The sequence below is a fragment of the Herbaspirillum sp. NPDC101397 genome (assembly GCF_044767325.1).
In the GTDB taxonomy this organism is placed as follows: Bacteria; Pseudomonadota; Gammaproteobacteria; order Burkholderiales; family Burkholderiaceae_D; genus Herbaspirillum.
The window spans coordinates 50,043-70,482 of record NZ_JBIWNS010000012.1; the positions used below are offsets into that span (position 1 = coordinate 50,043).

General features: G+C 61.2%; 19 protein-coding genes. 16 read left to right on the plus strand and 3 right to left on the minus strand.

Annotated elements, in window-relative coordinates; all coding sequences use genetic code 11:
* Positions 1–52 precede the first annotated feature (52 nt).
* The 4 genes from ACIROW_RS23025 to ACIROW_RS23040 all read left to right on the plus strand — a co-directional run bounded on the left by ACIROW_RS23025 (position 53) and on the right by ACIROW_RS23040 (position 3,763).
* Positions 53–571: an Lrp/AsnC family transcriptional regulator gene (locus ACIROW_RS23025; RefSeq protein ID WP_016835679.1), complete on the plus strand. Its 519-nt coding sequence runs from the start codon at positions 53–55 to the stop codon at positions 569–571.
* 104 nt (positions 572–675) lie between these two features.
* Positions 676–1,782, plus strand: a complete 1,107-nt coding sequence (ada, locus tag ACIROW_RS23030; protein ID WP_402279285.1) for a bifunctional DNA-binding transcriptional regulator/O6-methylguanine-DNA methyltransferase Ada — start codon at positions 676–678, stop codon at positions 1,780–1,782.
* The gene (gene alkB / locus ACIROW_RS23035; protein ID WP_402279287.1) at positions 1,779–2,426 is read left to right on the plus strand and encodes a DNA oxidative demethylase AlkB; all 648 of its coding nucleotides are present in this window, start codon (positions 1,779–1,781) and stop codon (positions 2,424–2,426) included. The genes ada and alkB overlap by 4 nt, the downstream gene beginning before the upstream one ends.
* 101 nt (positions 2,427–2,527) lie before the next feature.
* Entirely contained in the window at positions 2,528–3,763 is a 1,236-nt protein-coding gene (locus tag ACIROW_RS23040; RefSeq protein ID WP_402279289.1) for an MFS transporter, read from the plus strand.
* Positions 3,764–3,830: 67 nt separating this feature from the next.
* Here the strand turns inward: ACIROW_RS23040 and ACIROW_RS23045 are convergent, their stop codons facing one another.
* The gene (locus ACIROW_RS23045) at positions 3,831–4,970 is read right to left on the minus strand and encodes a DNA topoisomerase IB (protein WP_402279292.1); all 1,140 of its coding nucleotides are present in this window, start codon (positions 4,968–4,970) and stop codon (positions 3,831–3,833) included.
* Between the two features lie 237 nt (positions 4,971–5,207).
* Positions 5,208–6,491 carry a D-amino acid dehydrogenase gene (locus ACIROW_RS23050; RefSeq protein ID WP_402279294.1) on the minus strand — a complete coding sequence of 428 codons (1,284 nt, stop codon included), beginning with the start codon at positions 6,489–6,491 and terminating at the stop codon, positions 5,208–5,210.
* Between the two features lie 105 nt (positions 6,492–6,596).
* Between ACIROW_RS23050 and ACIROW_RS23055 the strand changes: the two genes are divergently transcribed.
* The 8 genes from ACIROW_RS23055 to ACIROW_RS23090 all read left to right on the plus strand — a co-directional run bounded on the left by ACIROW_RS23055 (position 6,597) and on the right by ACIROW_RS23090 (position 15,913).
* The gene (locus tag ACIROW_RS23055; RefSeq protein ID WP_053198436.1) at positions 6,597–7,085 is read left to right on the plus strand and encodes an Lrp/AsnC ligand binding domain-containing protein; all 489 of its coding nucleotides are present in this window, start codon (positions 6,597–6,599) and stop codon (positions 7,083–7,085) included.
* 529 nt (positions 7,086–7,614) lie between these two features.
* Positions 7,615–9,186 (plus strand): ABC transporter substrate-binding protein, encoded by a 1,572-nt coding sequence (locus ACIROW_RS23060; protein WP_402279297.1) that lies wholly within the window; start codon positions 7,615–7,617, stop codon positions 9,184–9,186.
* Positions 9,187–9,373: 187 nt separating this feature from the next.
* The gene (locus ACIROW_RS23065; RefSeq protein ID WP_402279300.1) at positions 9,374–10,315 is read left to right on the plus strand and encodes an ABC transporter permease; all 942 of its coding nucleotides are present in this window, start codon (positions 9,374–9,376) and stop codon (positions 10,313–10,315) included.
* 15 nt (positions 10,316–10,330) lie between these two features.
* A complete protein-coding gene (locus ACIROW_RS23070; RefSeq protein WP_402279303.1) occupies positions 10,331–11,164 on the plus strand; it encodes an ABC transporter permease in 834 nt (277 codons plus the stop codon).
* Positions 11,165–11,190: 26 nt separating this feature from the next.
* Positions 11,191–12,219, plus strand: coding sequence for an ABC transporter ATP-binding protein (locus ACIROW_RS23075; RefSeq protein ID WP_402279305.1), 1,029 nt, complete (start codon positions 11,191–11,193; stop codon positions 12,217–12,219).
* A complete protein-coding gene (locus ACIROW_RS23080) occupies positions 12,216–13,220 on the plus strand; it encodes an ABC transporter ATP-binding protein (protein ID WP_402279307.1) in 1,005 nt (334 codons plus the stop codon). Before ACIROW_RS23075 ends, ACIROW_RS23080 begins: the two co-directional genes overlap by 4 nt.
* A gap of 99 nt (positions 13,221–13,319) precedes the next feature.
* Positions 13,320–15,656 carry an FdhF/YdeP family oxidoreductase gene (locus ACIROW_RS23085; RefSeq protein WP_402279310.1) on the plus strand — a complete coding sequence of 779 codons (2,337 nt, stop codon included), beginning with the start codon at positions 13,320–13,322 and terminating at the stop codon, positions 15,654–15,656.
* An 8-nt stretch (positions 15,657–15,664) separates the two neighbouring features.
* Entirely contained in the window at positions 15,665–15,913 is a 249-nt protein-coding gene (locus ACIROW_RS23090; protein ID WP_402279311.1) for a helix-turn-helix domain-containing protein, read from the plus strand.
* 20 nt (positions 15,914–15,933) lie between these two features.
* Here the strand turns inward: ACIROW_RS23090 and ACIROW_RS23095 are convergent, their stop codons facing one another.
* A complete protein-coding gene (locus tag ACIROW_RS23095) occupies positions 15,934–17,391 on the minus strand; it encodes a PLP-dependent aminotransferase family protein (protein WP_402279314.1) in 1,458 nt (485 codons plus the stop codon).
* Positions 17,392–17,450: 59 nt separating this feature from the next.
* On the opposite strand from ACIROW_RS23095, the gene ACIROW_RS23100 reads away from it, so the two are divergent.
* The 4 genes from ACIROW_RS23100 (at position 17,451) to ACIROW_RS23115 (ending at position 20,371) form a co-directional block, all read left to right on the plus strand.
* Entirely contained in the window at positions 17,451–18,119 is a 669-nt protein-coding gene (locus ACIROW_RS23100) for a glutathione S-transferase (protein ID WP_402279316.1), read from the plus strand.
* Positions 18,120–18,317: 198 nt separating this feature from the next.
* Positions 18,318–18,962, plus strand: a complete 645-nt coding sequence (locus tag ACIROW_RS23105; protein WP_402279319.1) for a PepSY-associated TM helix domain-containing protein — start codon at positions 18,318–18,320, stop codon at positions 18,960–18,962.
* 39 nt (positions 18,963–19,001) lie between these two features.
* The gene (locus tag ACIROW_RS23110; RefSeq protein WP_402279386.1) at positions 19,002–19,538 is read left to right on the plus strand and encodes a DUF2271 domain-containing protein; all 537 of its coding nucleotides are present in this window, start codon (positions 19,002–19,004) and stop codon (positions 19,536–19,538) included.
* A gap of 14 nt (positions 19,539–19,552) precedes the next feature.
* On the plus strand, positions 19,553–20,371 hold the full coding sequence (locus tag ACIROW_RS23115) for a DUF4198 domain-containing protein (protein WP_402279322.1): 819 nt from the start codon (positions 19,553–19,555) through the stop codon (positions 20,369–20,371).
* Positions 20,372–20,440 lie beyond the last annotated feature (69 nt).

A 20,440-nucleotide genomic window follows, 5' to 3' on the forward strand; every position in this document is an offset into this window, starting at 1 on the left:
CTTCACGGTATCATGCACAAATTGTTCAAATTTATGCATAAAAAAGGGAGATATGAGCACAATCACCGTAGACCGGTTTGACCTGGCCTTGCTGGCTGAATTGCAGCGCGACGGCCACATCACCAACAGCGCCCTCGGACAGAAAGTCCACCTGTCCACCTCGCAGATCAGCCGTCGCGTGCAGCGGCTGGAAGAAGCCCACGTCATCGAGCGCTACACCGCCGTGCTGGACCCGGCCGTGATCGGCCTGGGCGTCACCGCCTTTACCAACGTCACGCTGGATCGCCAGGGGGAAACTCGCGGCATCCAGTTTGAAGAGGCTGTGCAGGACATGCCGGAAATCATGGAATGCTTTTCGATCACCGGCGAAGCCGATTATATCCTGCGCATCGTCGCGCCCGACCTGGCGGCGTTTTCCGAATTCATGATGACGCGCTTGCTGCGTTTGCCGGGCGTGACCAACGTCAAGTCCAACATCACGATGAAACAGGTCAAGCATTCGCACGTGCTACCGTTGGACCATGTCACGCAACCGGCGCAAAGCCGCCAGCGCATCAAGTTTTCATCCTGATTTCCAGGCAGGAAAACAACAGCGGATTTGAAAGCAAGGGCGGGAGTGTGGGCAGGTGGAGCGCTTCCTATACTGCGATGACCGTATAACCAAAAGGTGTCATCATGTTCAGTATGAATACCCGCAAGAGCTCTGCTTCCGCAGCCGTTTCCAACATCGCCGCCGGCCTCGACGACCAGCGCTGGCAGGCCGTCATGCAACGCGACAAGACGGCTGACGGCACGTTCTACTACGCCGTGCGCACCACTGGCGTCTATTGCCGGCCGTCGTGTCCGTCACGCCAGGCGCGCCGCGAAAACGTCGCCTTCTACGATACCGACGTGCAGGCCGAACAGGCCGGGTTCCGCGCCTGCAAGCGCTGCAAGCCGAATGAAGCGGCGCTGGGTGAACGCCAGGCGCAAGCCATCGCCACCGTCTGTCGCGCCATCGAACAAGCCGAGGATCTGCCTTCATTGGATGAACTGGCGCAGATCGCCGGCATGAGCCGTTTCCATTTCCATCGCGTCTTCAAGGAAAAAACCGGCGTTACGCCCAAGGCCTATGCCGCTGCGCAACGGGCGCAGCGCCTGCGTGCGGGACTTGCCCAGAGCGACAGCGTCACCACCGCCATGTACGATGCGGGCTTCAATTCCAGCGGCCACTTCTACGCCGAATCCAGCGGTCGCCTCGGGATGACGCCGAGCGCTTATCGTCGCGGCGGCAGCGGCGCGCAGATTCGTTTCGCGGTGGCGCAATGCTGGCTCGGTGCGATCCTGGTGGCGACTACCGAAAAGGGCGTGTGCGCCATCACGCTGGGCGACGATCCCGATCAACTGGTGCGCGATCTGCAAGACCAGTTTCCGCAAGCCGAGCTGATCGGCGCCGACGCCGAATTCGAAAAACTGATCGCCAAGGTCATCGGCTTCATCGAGTCGCCGCAGGGCGATCTCAACCTGCCGCTCGACGTGCGCGGCACTGCCTTCCAGCAACGTGTGTGGCAAGCCTTGCGCGACATTCCGGCGGGGCAGCGCGTGACCTATTCGGATATCGCCGGACGCATCGGCAGTCCCACGGCGGTGCGTGCTGTCGCCAGCGCTTGCGCTTCGAACGCGATTGCGGTGCTGATTCCTTGCCATCGCGTGGTGCGCATGGATGGTTCGCTGTCCGGTTATCGTTGGGGTGTGGAGCGCAAGCAGGCTTTGCTCGACCGGGAAGGCGACGGCAAAACGTGACCGGTGATTTGTTTGCAGCCTTGCGTGCACCGGCGATCGAGCCCATCGCCGATGGCGCGACCTGGCTGCGCGCTTATGCCGATGACGATGCGGTTGCTCTGATCCAGGCGATAGAGCAGGTGACCACGCAATCGCCATTCCGCCAGATGCAGACGCCGGGCGGTTACACCATGTCGGTGGCGATGAGCAATTGCGGTGAGCTTGGCTGGGTGACCGATCGGCGCGGCTATCGCTACCAGCACGAAGATCCCTTGTCGCAGCAGCCGTGGCCGACGATGCCCGGCATTTTTCTGGAACTGGCGGTGCGGGCGGCGGCCGCAGCCGGATTCGACGATTTCCTTCCGGACGCCTGTCTGATCAATCGCTACGCGCCCGGTGCGCGTATGTCGCTGCACCAGGACAAGAACGAAAGCGACATGGCGCAACCCATCGTTTCAGTGTCGCTGGGTTTGCCTGCAACCTTCCTCTTCGGCGGCGCCGAGCGCGCCGACAGGCCGGTGCACATGCGTCTTGAAAGCGGCGATGTGGTGGTGTGGGGCGGGCCGGCGCGCTTGCGTTTCCATGGCGTCGATACGCTGGCGCAGGGCACCCATGCACTGACCGGCGAGTGTCGGTACAACCTTACCTTCCGCAAGGCTGGCTGAAGCAGGATGGGACGGATGACCCAAAATGGGGCGTCAAAAGACAAGAAAAGCCAACAGGTCTAAAATTCCGGGTTTCCCATCCAATTATTAGACAGGCCATCATGGAGACAGCGCTCAACCCGCCGGAAATGCCGCAGGCAAACGAACAGCAGGCCGCTGAGAAGACCGGTTTCCGGGTTCTCGGCGCAATCAGCTTTTCGCATTTCCTCAACGATATGATCCAGTCGCTGCTGCTGGCGATCTATCCGCTGCTGAAGGGTAATTTCCATCTGAGCTTCGCCCAGATCGGCCTGATCACGCTGACTTTCCAGGTCACGGCCTCATTGCTGCAGCCGTTGGTCGGCCTGTACACCGACAAGCATCCGAAACCCTATTCGCTGGCCATCGGCATGGGCTCGACCCTGTGCGGCCTGCTGCTGTTGTCGGTAGCGCCGAATTTTGGGGTGCTGCTGGTCGCGGCGGCATTGGTCGGCACCGGTTCCTCCGTATTCCATCCTGAAGCATCGCGCGTGGCGCGCATGGCATCGGGCGGTCGCCACGGCCTTGCGCAATCGCTGTTCCAGGTCGGCGGCAACGCCGGCAGTGCAATGGGTCCTTTGCTGGCGGCGTGGATCATCATCCCCGGTGGCCAACGCAGTATTGCGTGGTTCACCATCGCAGCGCTGATTGCCATCGTCGTGTTGCGTCAGATTGGTCACTGGTATCAACGCCAGCAACTGGCCGGCAAGACCAAGTCAAAGAAGAAGTCGCACGGCTTCGTCGAGCTGCCGCGCAACAAGGTCATCATGGCGGTCAGCATCCTGTTGCTGCTGATCTTCTCCAAGTACTTCTACATGGCCAGCCTGTCGAGCTACTTCACGTTCTACCTGATCAGCAAGTTCCAGTTGTCGGTGCAGGACGCGCAGATCCATTTGTTTGTGTTCCTGTTCGCGGTCGCCATCGGCACCGTGGCCGGCGGCCCGATCGGCGATCGCGTCGGCCGCAAGGCGGTGATCTGGACGTCGATCCTGGGTGTGGCGCCGTTCACGCTGATGCTGCCTTACGCCAATCTGTTCTGGACAGGCGTGCTGACGGTCATCATCGGCATGATTCTGGCGTCGGCGTTCTCGGCAATCCTGGTGTTCGCACAGGAGCTGATGCCGGGCAAGGTCGGCACCGTCTCGGGATTGTTCTTCGGTTTCGCGTTCGGCATGGGCGGTATCGGCGCTGCGCTGTTGGGCAAGCTGGCCGACGTGACCGATATTTTCTTCGTTTATCAGGTCTGCGCGTTCCTGCCGCTGATCGGTTTGCTGGCGGCGTTCCTTCCCAAGCTGGAGAGGGTGCCGGCCACGGCGTAGTACTTTCGTGGCGTGTCCGGCTTTGCTGTGAAAGCCGGACGCGTTCCTGTTTTATCCTGCCTTCTTTTTATCCCGCCTTTTTTTTTCCTGCCTTCGCATCCTTTTGTTCCTGCTGCAAGCGCTGCTGCAGCAGCGCCAGCACGGCCGCTTCTTCCGGACTCAGTGCGTGCATTTCCTGTACCAGGTTGTCGCGCACCTGCTCCTTGAGCCGACCCGCCGTCATGCCGTCCAGATACGATGAAATCACATCCGGATGGACGTAGCATTTGCGGCAGATGGTGGGCGTGTTGCCGAGTTTCTTGGCGACATGCTCAATCGCCTGCACGATGTTTTTCTTGGCCTGGGCGTGTGTATCGAATTGCTGGAATTCATCCAGCGCCAGCGCCGCCAGCACCGTGCCGGCCCAAGTGCGAAAGTCCTTGGCGGTGTAATCCTCGCCGGTAATCTCATGCAGGTAGTCGTTGACGTCGCCGGAACCGATGGTGTGCGTTTCGCCTTCTTCGTCGAGATACTGGAACAGATCCTGGCCGGGCAGGTCGAGCAGCTTCCTGACGATGCGCACCATGTAGGGATCGTGCAACTTGATTGAATGCTGCACGCCGCTCTTGCCGCGGAAATGGAACTTGATGTCGCCGCCGTCGACCTTGACGTGACGGTTGCGCAGCGTGGTGATCCCGAAGGATTGGTTATTGCGCGCGTATTCATCGTTGCCGACGCGCATCAGCGTGGCTTGCAGCAGGTACACCACCGTAGCCAGCACTTTCTGCTTGTTCAGGCCGCGCTTCTTCAGATCGTGTTCCAGGCATTTGCGGATCTGCGGCAGCGCTTGCGCGAACGTGATCATGCGTTGGTATTTCACCTCGTCGCGCACGATGCGCCAGCGCGCGTGATAGCGGTATTGCTTGCGCTGCCGGGCATCGCGACCGGTGGCCTGGATATGGCCGTTGGCCCAAGGGCAGATCCACACCTCTTCCCATGCCGGTGGAATCGCCATGGCCTTGATGCGCGCCAATGTGGTTTCGTCGTCGACGGTTTTGCCGTGCATGTCGGTGTAGGTGAATTCACCGTCGCCGCGCACGCGCAGGATGCCGGGGGTGTCGTCGTTGACGTAGCGCAGGCCGCCGTCGCGGGCGATCTGTTTGGCGGTCGGGACAGATTGGTTGGCGGCAGGGCCGCAGTCGACATGGCGATGAAGTTGGGCGTGCATACGAAGGTCTTTCTTCAAGAGGACTTGCGTTTGCGGACCGAGGAATTCCGGGGCTGGATCGATTATCGACTGATTGCCGGGACGGCAATGTCGGTGCGCGCAGATAGCGCTTGTGAGACTTTTCCTACACGTAAAAAAACGCACTGCAACAAAAAAGGCCGAAGCGAAAAGCTTCGGCCTGGTAGGTTGACGTTGAAGTCAGGCGTAATCGGAATGTACGAAAAGATTTGCAGCGATTTATGCAGTGACGGTCGAGGAAAATTGCCGCTGTCCAAGATAGCGCGCCACCGACAAATCATCGGAAGCGATCGCCGGGCGTTTACCGGAAATCAGGTCGGCCAGCAAACTGCCTGAGCCGCACGACATGGTCCAGCCCAGCGTGCCGTGGCCGGTGTTGAGGAACAGGTTGTTCAATGGCGTGGCGCCGACGATCGGCGTACCGTCCGGCGTCATTGGCCGCAGCCCGGTCCAGAAGCTGGCTTGCGCGGTATTGCCGGCGCCGGGGAAAAGATCGTTGACGACCAGTTCCAGCGTGGCGCGACGCTTCGGGTTTAGTTCCTTGTTGAAGCCGACCACTTCCGCCATGCCGCCCACGCGGATGCGATTGTCGAAGCGGGTGACAGCGATCTTGTAGGTTTCGTCGAGGATGGTCGAGACCGGCGCGGCAAGGGAGTCGACCACCGGCACGGTGATCGAATAGCCCTTCAGCGGATACACCGGAATATCGACGATGCGACGCAGGAAGTTGGCGGAATACGAACCAAGCGCCACCACGTAAGCGTCGCCGCGCACCAGCTCCTTGCCGCATACGACGCCGTCGATATCGTCGCCGGCCACTGCCAGCGCCTGAATGTCGACGCCGTAGCGGAACTGCACACCGAGTTCTTCAGCCATTTTCGCCAGCTTTGTGGTGAACAGTTGGCAGTCGCCGGTTTCGTCATTGGGCAGACGCAGGCCGCCGGTCAGCTTGTGGCTGACTTTCGCCAGCGCAGGTTCGGCGCCGGCCAGTTGCTCGCGGCTCAGCAGTTCGAACGGCACGCCGGTCTGGCGCAGTACGGCGATGTCCTTTGCCGCGCCGTCGAACTGCTCCTGCGTGCGGAACAACTGCAGCGTGCCTTGCTGGCGGCCTTCGTAATCGATGCCGGTGGCGGCGCGCAATTCACGGAAACAATCGCGGCTGTATTCTGCCAGGCGCACCATACGTTCCTTGTTGACGGCATAGCGGTCGGCGCTGCAATTGCGCAGCATCTGCCACATCCAGCGCAATTGCTGCAGTGTTCCGTCAGGGCGGATCGCCAGCGGCGCGTGTTCTTCAAACATCCATTTCAGGGCTTTGAGCGGAATGCCGGGCGCAGCCCAAGGCGAGGCGTAGCCGGGCGAGATCTGGCCGGCGTTGGCGAAGCTGGTTTCCAGCGCGGGGCCTGGCTGGCGGTCGAGCACGGTGACCTGATGGCCGGCCTTGGCCAGATAGTAGGCGCTGGTGACGCCGATGACTCCGCTACCTAGAATGACGACGCGCATGATGGATTCCCCGAAATGATGATGAGTATGTAGAATATAAAACCATGATATTGGCAATCGACCAGTATTTGTTCTGGTATTGAGTGAATAAAACGAGAATAAATCATGAGAACACAGCAGCTTTCAGTACGCACCCTGGACAAGCTCGACCGCCGCATCCTGGCGGTCCTGCAAAAGGACGGCCGCATTTCGATGAAAGACCTGGGAGAGCAGGTCGGGCTGTCGATCACGCCCTGCATCGAGCGCGTCAAACGGATGGAGCGCGACGGCGTCATCAGCGGCTATTACGCGCGTATCGATCCGGCCACGCTGGGCGCGACCTTGCTGGTGTTCGTAGAGATCACGCTCAACCACAAATCGGGCAACATGTTCGAGCAGTTCCGCCGCGAAGTGCTGCGCATTCCGGAGGTGCAGGAATGTCACCTGGTGTCGGGCGACTTCGACTACCTGATCAAGGCGCGCATCCGCGGCATGGCGGAATACCGCAAGCTGCTTGGCGACATCCTGCTGCAACTGCCGGGCGCTGCGCAATCCAAGAGCTACGTGGTGATGGAAGAAATCAAGGAGACGCTGGCGTTGCCGCTGGAAGAGTGAGGCGATTTGCCAACGCGATGTGCTTTTCCAAAGTTTTTTTCATCATGAAAATGGGCTGAAGACCTCGTCGCCTTTGTCATTTTTGTTGCTGTTTTTTTACGATTTTCAGTTGCACCATCTCGTCTCACGGCCGCGTCCTGCGACCGTTATCTCGTCCGTTTTCGATAATCCCCCGGGCCTGCTTTTGCGGCTTTCCGGGGTTGTCGCGCGCCAACCCGCAGTGCGCCTCAGTTTGGTGATGAGGGCAATATCTGCGCCCGATTTTGGAGCAGTGCAGCATTTGTGTTACTAAATAACAGTCCTTGCTTTTTCTTCTTATCGTGCATGGGTAAAGAGTTTTAGTTGTTTGGGCCGGTGTTTACTTATTGCTGCGACAAAGATCGTGATATAAACTACCAAAAAATTTCAGCAAGCAGTCCACAGCAAATAACAACGAATAAACAGCCGGACGCTGAGACCGCCGCAAGGCGCGTGTCGCGACAGTTGGTCAAGCCAGGATTTTTAACCCAGCAGCATCGAGGAGAAGATGATGACAGTGCGAACTTTTTTACCGTCGTTCAACAAGGGCAGGCGTCTGCTATTTCAATGTGCAGTGAGCGCCGCCGTGTTGGTTACGGCGGGCGTGTCGCCACTGGCGCAGGCTGCTCCCGGCGGTGTCGCCAACCTGGCGATGGTGGCCGAGCCGCAAACGCTGGATCCGATGGCATCGACCACCGATTTGGTCGCCACCATCATGCAGCACGTCTATGAGCCGCTGTACACCTTCGATGCCAAGTGGGTCATCCAACCGATGCTGGCCGAAAGCCTGCCCAAGGTGAGCGCCGACGGCAAGACCGTCACCATCGAATTGCGCAAGGGCGTCAAGTTCCACAACGGCAAGGAAATGAAGTCCGACGACGTGGTCGCTTCGCTCAAGCGCTGGATGGACATCGCGCCACGCGGCAAGGCCGTCTCGAAAGAGATCAAGAGCCTCGACGCCAAAGGTCCTTACACCATCGTGCTGAACATGCAGAACGCCTATGCGCCGCTGTTGGCGCATCTGGCATTGCCGTCCGGTTTCGCCGCGATCATGCCGAAAGAGTCTGTCGCCAATCCGCTCAAGGATTTCATCGGCACCGGTCCTTACCAGTTCAAGGAGCGCAAGCCCGACCAATACGTGCTGCTGACCCGCTTCGACGGCTACAGCGCGCGCAAGGAAGCGGCCAGCGGCTATGCGGGCAAGCGTGAAGCCTTGTTGTCGGAGCTGCGCTTCATTCCCGTGCCGAACCCGAACACCCGCGTCGAAGGTTCGCTGTCCGGCCAGTACCAGTTCGCCGACTTGCTGCCGGCCGAGGCCTCGCCGCGTCTGGCGGGAAAATCCAACGTCGTGCCGGTGATCACTGCGCCGTTCGGTTTCCCGTATGTGGTGCTGAACACGGTCCAAGGTCCGCTGCAAAAGCAGGGCGTGCGCCAGGCGATCCAGGCTGCATTGAACATGAAGGAAATCATGACAGCCGGTTTTGGCGATCCGAAGTTCTTCTCGGTGGAGGGCAATCATTTCCCGAAGGGTTCGCCGTTCTATTCGATGGACGGCGTCGCGTCATATAACCAGGCCAATCCTGCCAAGGCGCGCGACCTGGCCGCCAAGGCCGGGTACAAGGGCGAGCCGATCAAGATCCTGACCAGCAAGCAATATGAATTCCACTACCGTATGGCGCTGGTCATGGGTGAAGAACTCAAGCTGGCCGGCTTCAAGGTCGACATGCAAGTGGTCGATTGGGCCACGCTGATCCAGCGTCGCAATGACATGGCGCTGTGGGACATCTACATGACGCACTCGGCCTTCCTGCCTGAACCGACCTTGTCGCCGCCGCAGTTGAGCGACGGCGCGCCGGGCGGCTGGAAGAGCGCGGGCAAGGATGTCTCGGTCACTGTGTTCTCGCACGAAATGGATCCGACCCATCGCGGTGCCTTGTGGGGCAAGGTGCAAAGCACGGTCTACGATGAGGTGCCGTACATCCGCCTGGGCAGCTTCAACAGCCTGACCGCACGATCGGCCAAGCTGCAGGGATATGTGCCGATGCCATGGCCGTACTTCTGGAACACCAAGCTGGCTGACTGATTGCCGTAGCAGGCCCCGGGTTCCGCCCATCGGCAGAACCCGGACCGCGACGCGCTTTTGCACTGCCTTTGCAATACCTTTTTGCCGTGCCCTTGAAATTTTTTTGTACCGCAGACGCAACCGGTTTCATCGACGATGAAGCCGGTTGGCAAGCTGCATCCCTCATTCCTTAACGGATTTCACGTTTATGTTACGTTACCTGTCAGGACGTTTCACCGGCATGGTGATCGTCATGCTGATCGTCGCCGTGCTGGTGTTCTTCATCACACGCCTGGCGCCGGGCGATCCGGCTGCGATCATGCTGGGCGACCAGGCCACCGTTGCCGACATCGCCAAACTGCGCGCCCAATACGGGCTCGACAAGCCGATGCTGGTGCAGTTCGGCTTCTGGCTCAAGGAGCTGGCGCAGGGCAATCTCGGCCAATCCATTTTCCTGCAGATGCCCGTGACCGAAGCGTTGGCGTCTCGCACTGAACCGACTTTTTTCCTGACCATTTTTGCCGTGGCGCTGGCCTGCCTGATCGGCATCCCGTGCGGCATCGTTTCCGCGGTATGGCGCGGTCGCATGGTCGACCAGATTTTCACCGGCGTCGCGATGCTGGGCGCGAGTATTCCGAGCTTCTGGTTCGGCCTGATCCTGATGCAGATTTTTGCGGTCAAGATGGGCTGGTTCCCGGTGGCCGGCTATGGCGACCCGGGCGCGCCGTTGCTCGATCGCCTGCATCACTTGTTGTTGCCGGCGGTTGTCCTGGGCGTACTCAACTCGGCGCTGATCATTCGTTTTACCCGTGCTTCGATGCTCGACGTCCTGTCGGATGACTACGTCCGCACGGCACGCGCCAAGGGCCTCAACGAGCGCCGCGTGATCCTGCGTCACGCCTTGCGCAATGCGTTGATTCCGGTGGTGACCGTGATCGGCCTGACGGCGGCGCTGATGATCGGCGGCGCGGTGGTGACCGAGACCGTGTTCGGCCTGCCGGGCGTCGGCAACCTGGTGGTGTCGGCGGTGCAGCGGCGCGACTACCCGGTGATCCAGGGCGCCTTGCTGGCGATCGCCGTGATCTACGTGCTGATCAACCTGGCCATCGATTTGCTGTACACGCTGATCGATCCGCGCGTGCGTTATTAATCCCGGGGACTCGACATGTTCGCTTTTCTTTCCAAATTCATGCGGCGCAAGCTGGTCATGTTCGGCGTGTTCACCCTGGTGGCGCTGACCTTGCTGGCGATCATCGTGCCGCTGACTTCTCCTTACGATCCGTCCGCGCTGGACATCATGGCGCGCCTGCAGGCGCCGTCCGGCGCGCACTGGTTCGGCACCGACGAATTCGGCCGCGACATCTTTACGCGCGTGCTGACCGGCGGCCGCTATTCGTTGACCATCGGTGCGCTGGTGGTAGTGGTGGCGCTGGCTGCCGGTGTCTTGATGGGCCTGTGCGCCGGTTTCTTCAAGCGCATGGACGCACCGATCATGCGCGTGGTCGACGCCATGATGTCGTTCCCCGACATCCTGCTGGCGATTGCGCTGGTGGCGATCCTCGGTTCGTCGCTGATCAATGTGGTGCTGGCGCTGGCCATCGTCTACACGCCGCGGGTGGCGCGTATCGTGCGCGCCTCGACGCTGGTGGTGCGCGAACTGTTGTTCGTGGAGGCGGCGCGCGCACTTGGCGTGTCGACTGCGCGCATCGTGTTTTTCCATGTGTTGGGCAATATCCTGTCGCCGATCCTGGTGCAGGGAACGTTCATCTTCGCTTACGCGATCCTGGCGGAAGCCGGCTTGTCCTTCCTCGGCGTGGGCGTCCCGCCTGAGCTGCCGACCTGGGGCACGATGATTTCGTCCGGCCAGGCCTACGCCGAACAGGCGATCTGGCTCGTGGTATTTCCCGGCATTGCCATCGTGCTGTCGGCGTTGTCGCTGCAGATGGTGGGCGACGGCTTGCGCGACATGCTCGATCCGCGTCTGCGCAAGAGCCTCTAATTCCTCCAGCAAAGAGAGTACAGATCATGCAAGAACAGAGAGTCCAAAAAGGGACGCCGCTGCTGGAGGTCGATAACCTGCAGACGCATTTTTTCACCGAGCAGGGCACGGTGAAATCGGTCGACGGTGTCAGCTTCACCGTCAATGCTGGCGAGACGCTGGCGGTGGTCGGCGAGTCCGGCTCCGGCAAATCGGTGACCAGTTTGTCCATCATGGGATTGATTCCGGCCGATGCCGGTCGCGTGGTCGGCGGCAGCATTCGCTTCAAGCGCCGCGACGGCGAGATGGTCGACCTGACGCGTCTGCCGCAACGCAGCCTGCGCCAGTTGCGCGGCAATGAAATCGCGATGGTGTTCCAGGAGCCGATGACCAGCCTGAATCCGGTATTTACGCTGGGCGACCAGATTGCCGAGAGCGTGCGCCTGCATCTGGGCAAGAGTCACAAGGATGCGATGATCCATGCGCAGCGCATGCTGGAGCTGGTCGAGATTCCCGCTGCGGCGCGCCGGCTGTACGAGTATCCGCATCAGTTGTCCGGAGGCATGCGCCAGCGCGTGATGATCGCACTGGCCTTGTCGTGCAATCCCTCGCTGCTGATCGCCGATGAGCCCACTACGGCGCTCGACGTGACGATTCAGGCACAGATCCTGGCGCTGTTGCAAAAGCTCCAGCGCGAAACCGGCACCGGCATCCTGTTCATCACGCACAATCTCGGCGTGGTGGCGGAGATCGCCGATCGCGTCGCTGTCATGTACGCGGGACGCATGGTGGAGCAGGGCAGCGTGCCGCAGATTTTCGACGCGCCCCAACATCCCTATACGACCGGCTTGCTCAATTGCCTGCCCGGCCGCAGCAAGAATCATGCAGTCGCCGGCGAGCGTCCGCGACTGGCCGCCATTCCCGGCCAGGTCGCGAGTCCGTTGGCACCGCCGCCGGGCTGCGCTTTCGAGCCGCGGTGCGCCCACGCCTCAGACGCCTGCCGGGTTGCCATACCGTCGCTGACGCTGGGTGAAGACGGTCACAATGTACGTTGCATACTGAGGGAATCGGCATGAGCACCACCGCCACCAACAACACAAACAATCCGACCACGCCTCTGGTCGAGGTGCGCAACCTGAAGAAGTATTTCAGCGGCAAGCAAAAGGATGCGCCGATTCGTGCGGTCGATGACGTCAGTTTCAGCATCATGCCCGGCGAGGTGCTCGGCCTGGTGGGTGAATCCGGTTCGGGAAAAAGCACGGTCGGCCGCACCTTGCTGCGCCTGATGGAAAGCAGCGGCGGTGAAATCCGCTATCAGGGCGAAGACATCTCCAATCTGTCCGCCGCACGCATGCGCGCCCTGCGTCGCGAGATGCAGATCATTTTCCAGGATCCCTACGCCAGTCTGAATCCGCGCCAGCGCGTGCGCGACATCATCGGCGAAGCGCTCGATACCCACGGCCTGCATCGTGGTGACGCACGTGCGACCCGCATTGCCGAATTGCTGCAATTGGTCGGCCTGCGCGCTGAGCATGGCGCCCGCTATCCGCATGAGTTTTCCGGCGGCCAGCGCCAGCGTATCGGCATCGCCCGCGCGCTGGCGGTGGAGCCGCGTTTCATCGTCGCCGACGAGCCGGTGTCGGCGCTGGACGTGTCGATCCAGGCGCAGGTGATCAACCTGCTGCAGGATCTGCGTCAGCGTTTCAATCTGGCGATGCTGTTCATTTCACATGACCTGGACGTGGTGGAATACATTTGCGACCGCGTGGTCGTGCTGTATCTCGGCAAGGTGATGGAAATCGCCCCGGCCGCGGCCTTGTTCGAGCGGCCCCTGCATCCGTATTCGCAAGCCTTGCTGGCGGCGTCGCCCAAACCGGAGTCGAATGCGCGCGAGCAGGCCCTGCTGCGCAAGCCGCTGCAAGGCGACCTGCCGAGCCCGGCTAATCCGCCTTCGGGATGCGTATTCCGCACACGTTGTCCTTATGCACTGGAACTGTGCGCGGCAACGGTCCCGGAGTTGAAGGAAGTCGCACCGGGCCGCTGGCGCGCCTGCCTGCGCGAAGACGTCTTGCTCTGAGGCTGCTGTACTCTTTTTAATCGTGGCGTACTGTGTACATCGCCCCGATCCCTTTGCCGTAAACTGGGCACCATCTGAAATTGTATTGGTGGAGCACAAATGGCTAAGGCTGGCAAAGCAAAGATCGAAACCTACAACAATCCCGCAGGCGGGTGGGGCGCGCTGAAGTACGTCGCGCTCAACCTGGTCAAGGAGCATGTCGCCGACGGCAAAGGCCTGCGCACGTTGTTGTCGCAAAACCAACCTGATGGTTTCGATTGCCCCGGCTGCGCCTGGCCTGACCGCGAGCACACGTCCACCTTCGAATTCTGCGAAAACGGCGTCAAGGCGGTGGCGGCCGAAGCCACCAAGAAGCGCGTCACCAACGAGTTCTTTGCAAGCCATACGGTCGCTGAGCTGATGCAGCAGTCCGACTACGAGCTGGAGGATCATGGCCGCCTGACCGCGCCGATGGTCTACGACGCCGTCAGCGACAAGTACGTGCCGATCGCCTGGACCCAGGCTTACGAACTGATCGCCAGGCATCTCAATGCGCTGCCCGATCCGAACATGGCCGACTTTTACGTGTCCGGCCGCGCCAGCAACGAGGCGGCCTTCCTGTTCCAGTTGTTCGTGCGTCAATACGGCACCAACAATTTCCCCGACTGCTCCAACATGTGCCACGAGCCGACCAGCGTCGGCCTGCCGGGCACCGTCGGCGTCGGCAAGGGCACGGTGCTGCTGGATGACTTCGACCTGTGCGACACCTTGTTCCTGTTCGGCCAGAATCCCGCCACCAATCACCCGCGCATGATGGGTGAACTGCGCCATGCGTCCAAGCGCGGCGCCACCATCGTCGCCATCAATCCGCTCAAGGAGCGCGGCCTGGAGCGCTTCGCCGATCCGCAAAGCAAGATGGAAATGCTGACCATGGGCAGCACCCAGATCAGTTCGATGTTCATCCACCCGACGCTGGGCGGCGACCTGGCGCTGATCAAGGGCGTCATCAAGCGCACCATCGAGCTCGACGACGAGGCCGTGGCGGCAGGCGCCGAACGCGTGCTCGACGTCGACTTCATTGCCGAGCATACCTCGGGCTTTGAAGAATTCGCCGCCGACGCGCGCGCCCAGAACTGGGAAGACATCATCGGCGAGTCCGGCGTGTCGCGCGACGACATTGAGAAGCTGACCCAGGTCTATGTACGCGGCAAGGCCGTGATCGCCACCTGGGGCATGGGCCTGACCCAGCACAAGCATGCCGTTGGCACCATCCAGCTGTTGTCCAACATGATGATGCTGCGCGGGAACATCGGTCGCCCAGGCGCCGGCCTGTGCCCGGTGCGCGGCCATTCCAACGTGCAGGGCGACCGCACCGTCGGCATCGATGAAAAGCCGACCGATGCTTTCCTCGATCGCCTGGAGCAAGTGTTTGAATTCAAGGCGCCGCGCCATCATGGCAACGACACCGTCGGTTCGGTGATGGCGATGCTGGAAGGCCGCACCAAGGTCTTCATCGGCCTCGGTGGCAACTTCGCCATGGCTACGCCCGATACGCCGCGCACCTTCGACGCCATGCGTTCATGCAACCTGACCGTGCACATCACCACCAAGCTCAACCGCAGTCATCTGGTGCACGGCAAGGACGCCTTGATCCTGCCGACGCTGGGCCGCACCGAGATCGACAAGCAGGTCAGCGGCGCGCAAGGCGTGACGGTGGAGGATTCGATGAGCATGGTGCACGTCTCCTACGGCATCAACAAGCCGGCTTCGGAGCTGTGCATGTCGGAAACCGCGATCGTCGCGCATATCGCCGAAGCCACCATGAAGCATCGCAACAACGGCAAGAAGATTGATTGGCTGTGGTACGCCGAAGACTATGCGCGCATCCGTGACGCCATCGAAAAGGTCTACGATTCCTTCAAGGATTACAACCAGCGCATCACCAATCCGGGCGGCTTCCATCTCGGCGTTGCTTCACGCGAGCGCGTCTGGAAGACCAACACCGGCAAGGCCAATTTCGTGGTGCATGCGATCCCGCTGGACACGCCGATTCATCGCGCCCGCAAGATCCACGGCGACAAGCTGATGACGCTGATGACCACGCGCTCGCACGATCAGTACAACACCACGATCTATGGCATGGACGACCGCTATCGCGGCGTGTTCGGCCAGCGTCGCGTGATCTTCATCAACAAGCAGGATCTGGACGTGCTGGGTCTGAAGGACGGCGAGTGGGTCGATGTGGTCAGCGTCTGGGACGATAACATCGAGCGGCGCGCCGATGGTTTCCTGCTGGTTGAATACGACATCCCGCGCGGTTGCCTGGGCAGCTACTATCCGGAAACCAATCCGCTGGTGCCGCTGGAAAGCTTCGCCGACAAGGCGCGCACGCCGACGTCCAAGTCGATTCCGGTGCTGCTGCATCGCGCTGCCGTGCAGCACGCAAAGGCTGCGTAAATAACGTCATGAACGACGATCCGGAATCTTTGCCTCCCGAGTTGGTGCGCATCCTGGATGAGCTGTACCAGGAGCACCAGCGCAGCGGCGCGCCGTTGTCGCTGGCGCGTCTGTCCAAGCGCACCGAACTGCGCATGAGCACGTTAAGAAGATTTTTGACGGCGCTGGAAGAGGCGGGGATTGCGACCGTGGTGGTCAATGATGACGGCACCGGCAACGCCGTCCTGACGGCTGCCGGACTCAAGCTGCACGGTTAGATGTGCAGTATCGACTCAATTCAACTTAACTCTGCAACGATTTTCCCGATCGTCTTCAACGCCTTTTCGATTTCAGCCGACCACGTGTAACTGTAGTTGAGCCGGATGAAATTGCTATATCGATTGGTCGCGGCAAAGATGCGCCCCGGCGCGATCGTGATGCCCAGCACCAGGCAGCGCCGGTACAACTCCATCGCCTCCACGCGCGGCGGCAGCTCTATCCACAGGATGTAGCCGCCGGCCGGCTCCGATACGCGCGTCCCTTCCGGAAAGAAGCGCAATACGAAATGCCGCATCAGGTCGCGCTGCTGCAGCAGGCCGCGGCGCACGCGGCGCAGGTGGCGTTCGTAACCTCCCTGGGTCAGGTATTCTGCGATCGCGCGCTGCGGAATCGTCGGCGTGGCCAGCGTGTTGAGGAATTTGAGTTTTTCGACCTGATTGCGGTAGCGCCCCGGGATCGCCCAGCCGACCCGGTAAGCCGAGCTCAGGCTCTTGGAGAACGACGAGCAGTGCAGCACCAGGCCGTCGCGGTCGTAGGTCTTGAGCGACGTCGGATGAGCGGCGCCGTAGAACAGTTCGCTGTAGACCGCATCCTCGATCAGCGGCATGTTGTGCTGGTGGGCTAGTTCGACCAGGCGCTTCTTGTGCGCGTCCGGCATCATCGAGCCGAGCGGATTCTGGAAATTCGGCATCACCATGCAGGCCGAGATCTTTTGCGTCTTGAGCAATTCTTCGAGGGCGTCGAGGTCCATGCCGGTCAGCGGATCGGTGGGAATCTCGACGGCGCGCATGCCCATGCGTTCGATCGCGTGCAGCATGGCGTAGAAGGTCGGAGTTTCCACCGCGATGGTGTCGCCCGGTTGCGCCACCGCCTGCAGGCAAAGGTTGATGGCTTCGGTGGCGCCGACCGTGATGATGATGTCTTCCGGATCGACGGCCAGGCCGGTTTCCAGGTAGCGCCGCGCGATCTGGCGCAGCAGGTCGGGATGGCCGGGCGGCAGGTCGGTGAAGACGCTGAAGCTGTCGCTGTTGCGCGTGATGCGGCTGGCGTACTGGCCGATGCGCTGCGACGGGAACAGCGCCGGATTCGGATAGGGCGAGCCGAGCGGAATGGTGCCGTCCTGCTGGATGGTCCGAAGCGTGGCCAGCACCAGCCGGCTGACGTCGACCTCATGCGGCTGCTGGGTGGCGGGATGCGAAGGCGGCAGCAGGGTCATGGCGGCCGGCGTGCTTGCCGGCGTTGCGGTCTTGCGCACGAAGTAGCCGGATTGCGGATGGCTTTCGATGATGCCGCGGCTTTCCAGCAATTCGTAGGCGCGCACCACGGTGGTCACGCTGAGGCTGTGCTGTTGGCTGGCGGCCCGCACCGAGGTTACGCGCTCGCCGGGCTGCAAGACGCCGGCGCGGATCGATGCCGCCAGTTCGTCGGCGAATTTCTTGTAGAGCGGGACCTGGGGCGTTGTGGGTGTGCGCGGCATGCTTTTTTATATTGTGCTGTTATGCTTCTTGGGACGCATTCTACAGAAAGGCGCAGCACATGATCACTGTCCACCATTTGAACAATTCCCGCTCGCAGCGCGTACTCTGGCTCCTGGAAGAGCTGGCATTGGAGTACGACATCAAGTTTTACCAGCGCGATCCCAAGACCATGCTGGCGCCGAAGGAGCTGATGCAGGTGCATCCGCTGGGCAAGTCGCCGGTGATCACCGATGGCGACCTGACCATCGCCGAGTCCGGCGCGATCATTGAATACCTGGTCGAGCGCTACGGCAACGGCCAGTTCATCCCCGCGGCCGGCACCCCGGATCGCCTGCGCTATCGCTATTGGCTGCACTATGCCGAAGGCTCTGCGATGCCCTTGCTGCTGCTCAAGCTGATCTTCAGCCGCCTGCCGAAATCGGTGCCGGCGCTGATCCGGCCGGTCGCGCGCCTGATCTGCGGCGGCGTGCTGGGTCGCATGGTCGATCCGCAACTGAAGCGGCACCTGAATTATCTCGAGGGCGAGCTGGCGCGCGGCGGCTGGTTTGCCGGCGACAGCTTTTCGGCGGCGGACATCCAGATGAGTTTCCCGGTGGAAGGCGCGCGTTCGCGCGGCGGCCTGGACGCGCAATACCCGAACCTGCTCAAATACCTGGAGGTGATTCATGCGCGGCCGGCTTACCAGCGAGCCTTGCAGCGTGGCGGGCCGTATGAGTTGCTGCGCTGAACCTGCGCCGGATAGTGTTACCTGAAAAACGCCGCAGCGGTCCTGCGGCGTTTTTTATTGGGCGGCTGTCTTGTATCGGCATGCAGCCGCATGTATCGCAAAGTAAATCCTTGATCCGACGCTGTATTTTTTCTTGCAGTCGCAGTTATAATTGAGAATTATTACCATTTAGGCGATTGCAGCCGCCCGCGACAGATCATGAAGCAAGCCACCATTGCCGGGAAATTGCCTGACCAGAAGCGCCGCTCGTTCTGGCTCAGGCACCTGCATCAATGGCACTGGATCAGTTCGGCGATTTGCCTGATTGCCATGTTGCTGTTTGCGGCGACCGGCATCACGCTGAACCATTCGGCGCAGATTGAGGCGCATCCGCAGGTTTCCGCCAAGCAAGGGCAATTGCCGCGCGATTTGCTGGCGCAACTGACCGCGCAGGAACACAAGGACAAGGAGGCCGTGCCGAAACCGTTGGCGGCCTGGTTCGACAAGCAGTTCGGCGTTGACGTCGGTCCGCAACCCGGCGAATGGTCGCCGGAAGAACTGTACGTTTCTTTGCCGCGCCCGGGCGGCGACGCCTGGCTGCGCGTGGACCTCGGCAACGGCAAGGTCGAATACGAGAAGACTGATCGCGGCTGGGTGTCGTACTTCAACGATTTGCACAAAGGCCGCAACACCGGCGCGGCATGGAGCTGGTTCATCGACATCTTCGCCGTCGCCTGCCTGGTGTTTTGCATCACGGGCTTGTTCCTGCTGCAGCTGCATGCAGGCAATCGCCCTGTTACCTGGCCGCTGGTCGGCCTTGGATTGGTGGTGCCGCTGGTGCTGGCGATCATTTTCATCCACTGATTTTTCATTAATCCTTACTAACGAACGAGGTTGAGTCATATGCGCATGCTGGTTCCTGGTCTCTTGCCGACGGCATTGTCGGCTGCCCTGACGGGCGTGGTGTCGTTGCCGGCGGTTGCGGCGGACCTGAATGTCAAAGTTGAAATCCCGCGCCTGAACGTGGCCGAGTATCACCGCCCCTACGTCGCCGTCTGGCTGGAGCGTCCCGACCAGAGCGTCGCGGCCACGCTGGCCGTGTGGTACGACGTCAAGAAAAAGGACAAGGAAGGCGAAAAGTGGCTCAAGGATCTGCGCCAGTGGTGGCGTCGCACCGGCCGCGAAGTCCACATGCCGGTCGATGGCGTCAGCGGCGCCACGCGTCCCGTCGGCGACCAGCAACTGACCTTGAGCAGCGACAAGGGCCCGCTGGCGCAGTTGCCCGCCGGCGACTACATCCTGATGGTCGAAGCGGCGCGTGAAGTCGGCGGCCGCGAAGTGGTCAAGGTGCCGCTGCAATGGCCGCCAAAAACGGCGCAAACCGCCAGGGGCAAGGGTGAATCCGAACTCGGCGCGATCACGCTCGACTACAAACCATAAGACCAGGGGACGACATGAAACTCTCATTCAAACTTGCGGCAGTCGCGATGACACTGGCGATCGGCCTGCCGTTGTCGGCCAGCGCACACCGCACCTGGCTGCTGCCGTCGGCAACCGTCCTGTCCGGCAATGATCCCTGGGTCAGCGTCGACGCCGCAGTGTCCAACGACCTGTTCTTCTTTGAAAGCTTCGCGCTGAAACTCGATGGCTTGCAGGTGACGGCGCCGGACGGCACGTTCGCCAAACCGGAGAATGCCTACACCGGTAAACTGCGCACCAGCTTTGACGTCCACCTGACGCAAAGCGGAACCTACAAAGTCGCGTTGTTGAGCAACGGCTTGTTCGGCAGCTACAAGGATGCCGCCGGTCAGACCAAACGCTGGCGCGGCAACGCCGAGACGCTGGCCAAGGACGTCCCGGCTGACGCCAAAGAGTTGCAAGTGACGCAGATGCAGGGCCGCATCGAAACCTTCGTCACCGCCGGCAAGCCGTCCCAAAAAGTGTTGGAGCTCAGCGGCACCGGGCTGGAGCTGCAGGCCATCACGCATCCGACCGACCTGATCGCCGGTGAAGCCGCGAACTTCCGCATGGTGCTCGACGGCAAGCCGGCCGCCAACCTCAAGGTCACGGTAGTGCCGGGCGGCACGCGCTATCGCGACAAGTTGAACGAGCTGACGCTGACGACTGACGCCGACGGAAAATTCAGCGTGACCTGGCCGGCTGCCGGCATGTACTGGCTGGAAGCCACGGTCAAGGACAACAAGCCCAACCTCAAGCCGGCTACGGATCGCCGCGCCAATTACACGGCCACCCTGGAAGTCCTGGCGCCATAAGTTGTACGCAGGCGTTCGCCGTACCGGCGGCGAACGCTGTTTTACCGGCCGTCGCAGCGTGGTTGCATT

What these genes read in the sequence shown, in the direction of transcription:
- ACIROW_RS23025 (WP_016835679.1), top strand. Translation starts at nt 53, where the DNA reads ATGAGCACAATCACCGTAGACCGGTTTGACCTGGCCTTGCTGGCTGAA.
- ada (WP_402279285.1), top strand. Translation starts at nt 676, where the DNA reads ATGTTCAGTATGAATACCCGCAAGAGCTCTGCTTCCGCAGCCGTTTCC.
- ACIROW_RS23040 (WP_402279289.1), top strand. Translation starts at nt 2,528, where the DNA reads ATGGAGACAGCGCTCAACCCGCCGGAAATGCCGCAGGCAAACGAACAG.
- ACIROW_RS23045 (WP_402279292.1), bottom strand. Translation starts at nt 4,970, where the DNA reads ATGCACGCCCAACTTCATCGCCATGTCGACTGCGGCCCTGCCGCCAAC.
- ACIROW_RS23050 (WP_402279294.1), bottom strand. Translation starts at nt 6,491, where the DNA reads ATGCGCGTCGTCATTCTAGGTAGCGGAGTCATCGGCGTCACCAGCGCC.
- ACIROW_RS23055 (WP_053198436.1), top strand. Translation starts at nt 6,597, where the DNA reads ATGAGAACACAGCAGCTTTCAGTACGCACCCTGGACAAGCTCGACCGC.
- ACIROW_RS23060 (WP_402279297.1), top strand. Translation starts at nt 7,615, where the DNA reads ATGACAGTGCGAACTTTTTTACCGTCGTTCAACAAGGGCAGGCGTCTG.
- ACIROW_RS23065 (WP_402279300.1), top strand. Translation starts at nt 9,374, where the DNA reads ATGTTACGTTACCTGTCAGGACGTTTCACCGGCATGGTGATCGTCATG.
- ACIROW_RS23070 (WP_402279303.1), top strand. Translation starts at nt 10,331, where the DNA reads ATGTTCGCTTTTCTTTCCAAATTCATGCGGCGCAAGCTGGTCATGTTC.
- ACIROW_RS23075 (WP_402279305.1), top strand. Translation starts at nt 11,191, where the DNA reads ATGCAAGAACAGAGAGTCCAAAAAGGGACGCCGCTGCTGGAGGTCGAT.
- ACIROW_RS23080 (WP_402279307.1), top strand. Translation starts at nt 12,216, where the DNA reads ATGAGCACCACCGCCACCAACAACACAAACAATCCGACCACGCCTCTG.
- ACIROW_RS23085 (WP_402279310.1), top strand. Translation starts at nt 13,320, where the DNA reads ATGGCTAAGGCTGGCAAAGCAAAGATCGAAACCTACAACAATCCCGCA.
- ACIROW_RS23090 (WP_402279311.1), top strand. Translation starts at nt 15,665, where the DNA reads ATGAACGACGATCCGGAATCTTTGCCTCCCGAGTTGGTGCGCATCCTG.
- ACIROW_RS23095 (WP_402279314.1), bottom strand. Translation starts at nt 17,391, where the DNA reads ATGCCGCGCACACCCACAACGCCCCAGGTCCCGCTCTACAAGAAATTC.
- ACIROW_RS23100 (WP_402279316.1), top strand. Translation starts at nt 17,451, where the DNA reads ATGATCACTGTCCACCATTTGAACAATTCCCGCTCGCAGCGCGTACTC.
- ACIROW_RS23105 (WP_402279319.1), top strand. Translation starts at nt 18,318, where the DNA reads ATGAAGCAAGCCACCATTGCCGGGAAATTGCCTGACCAGAAGCGCCGC.
- ACIROW_RS23110 (WP_402279386.1), top strand. Translation starts at nt 19,002, where the DNA reads ATGCGCATGCTGGTTCCTGGTCTCTTGCCGACGGCATTGTCGGCTGCC.
- ACIROW_RS23115 (WP_402279322.1), top strand. Translation starts at nt 19,553, where the DNA reads ATGAAACTCTCATTCAAACTTGCGGCAGTCGCGATGACACTGGCGATC.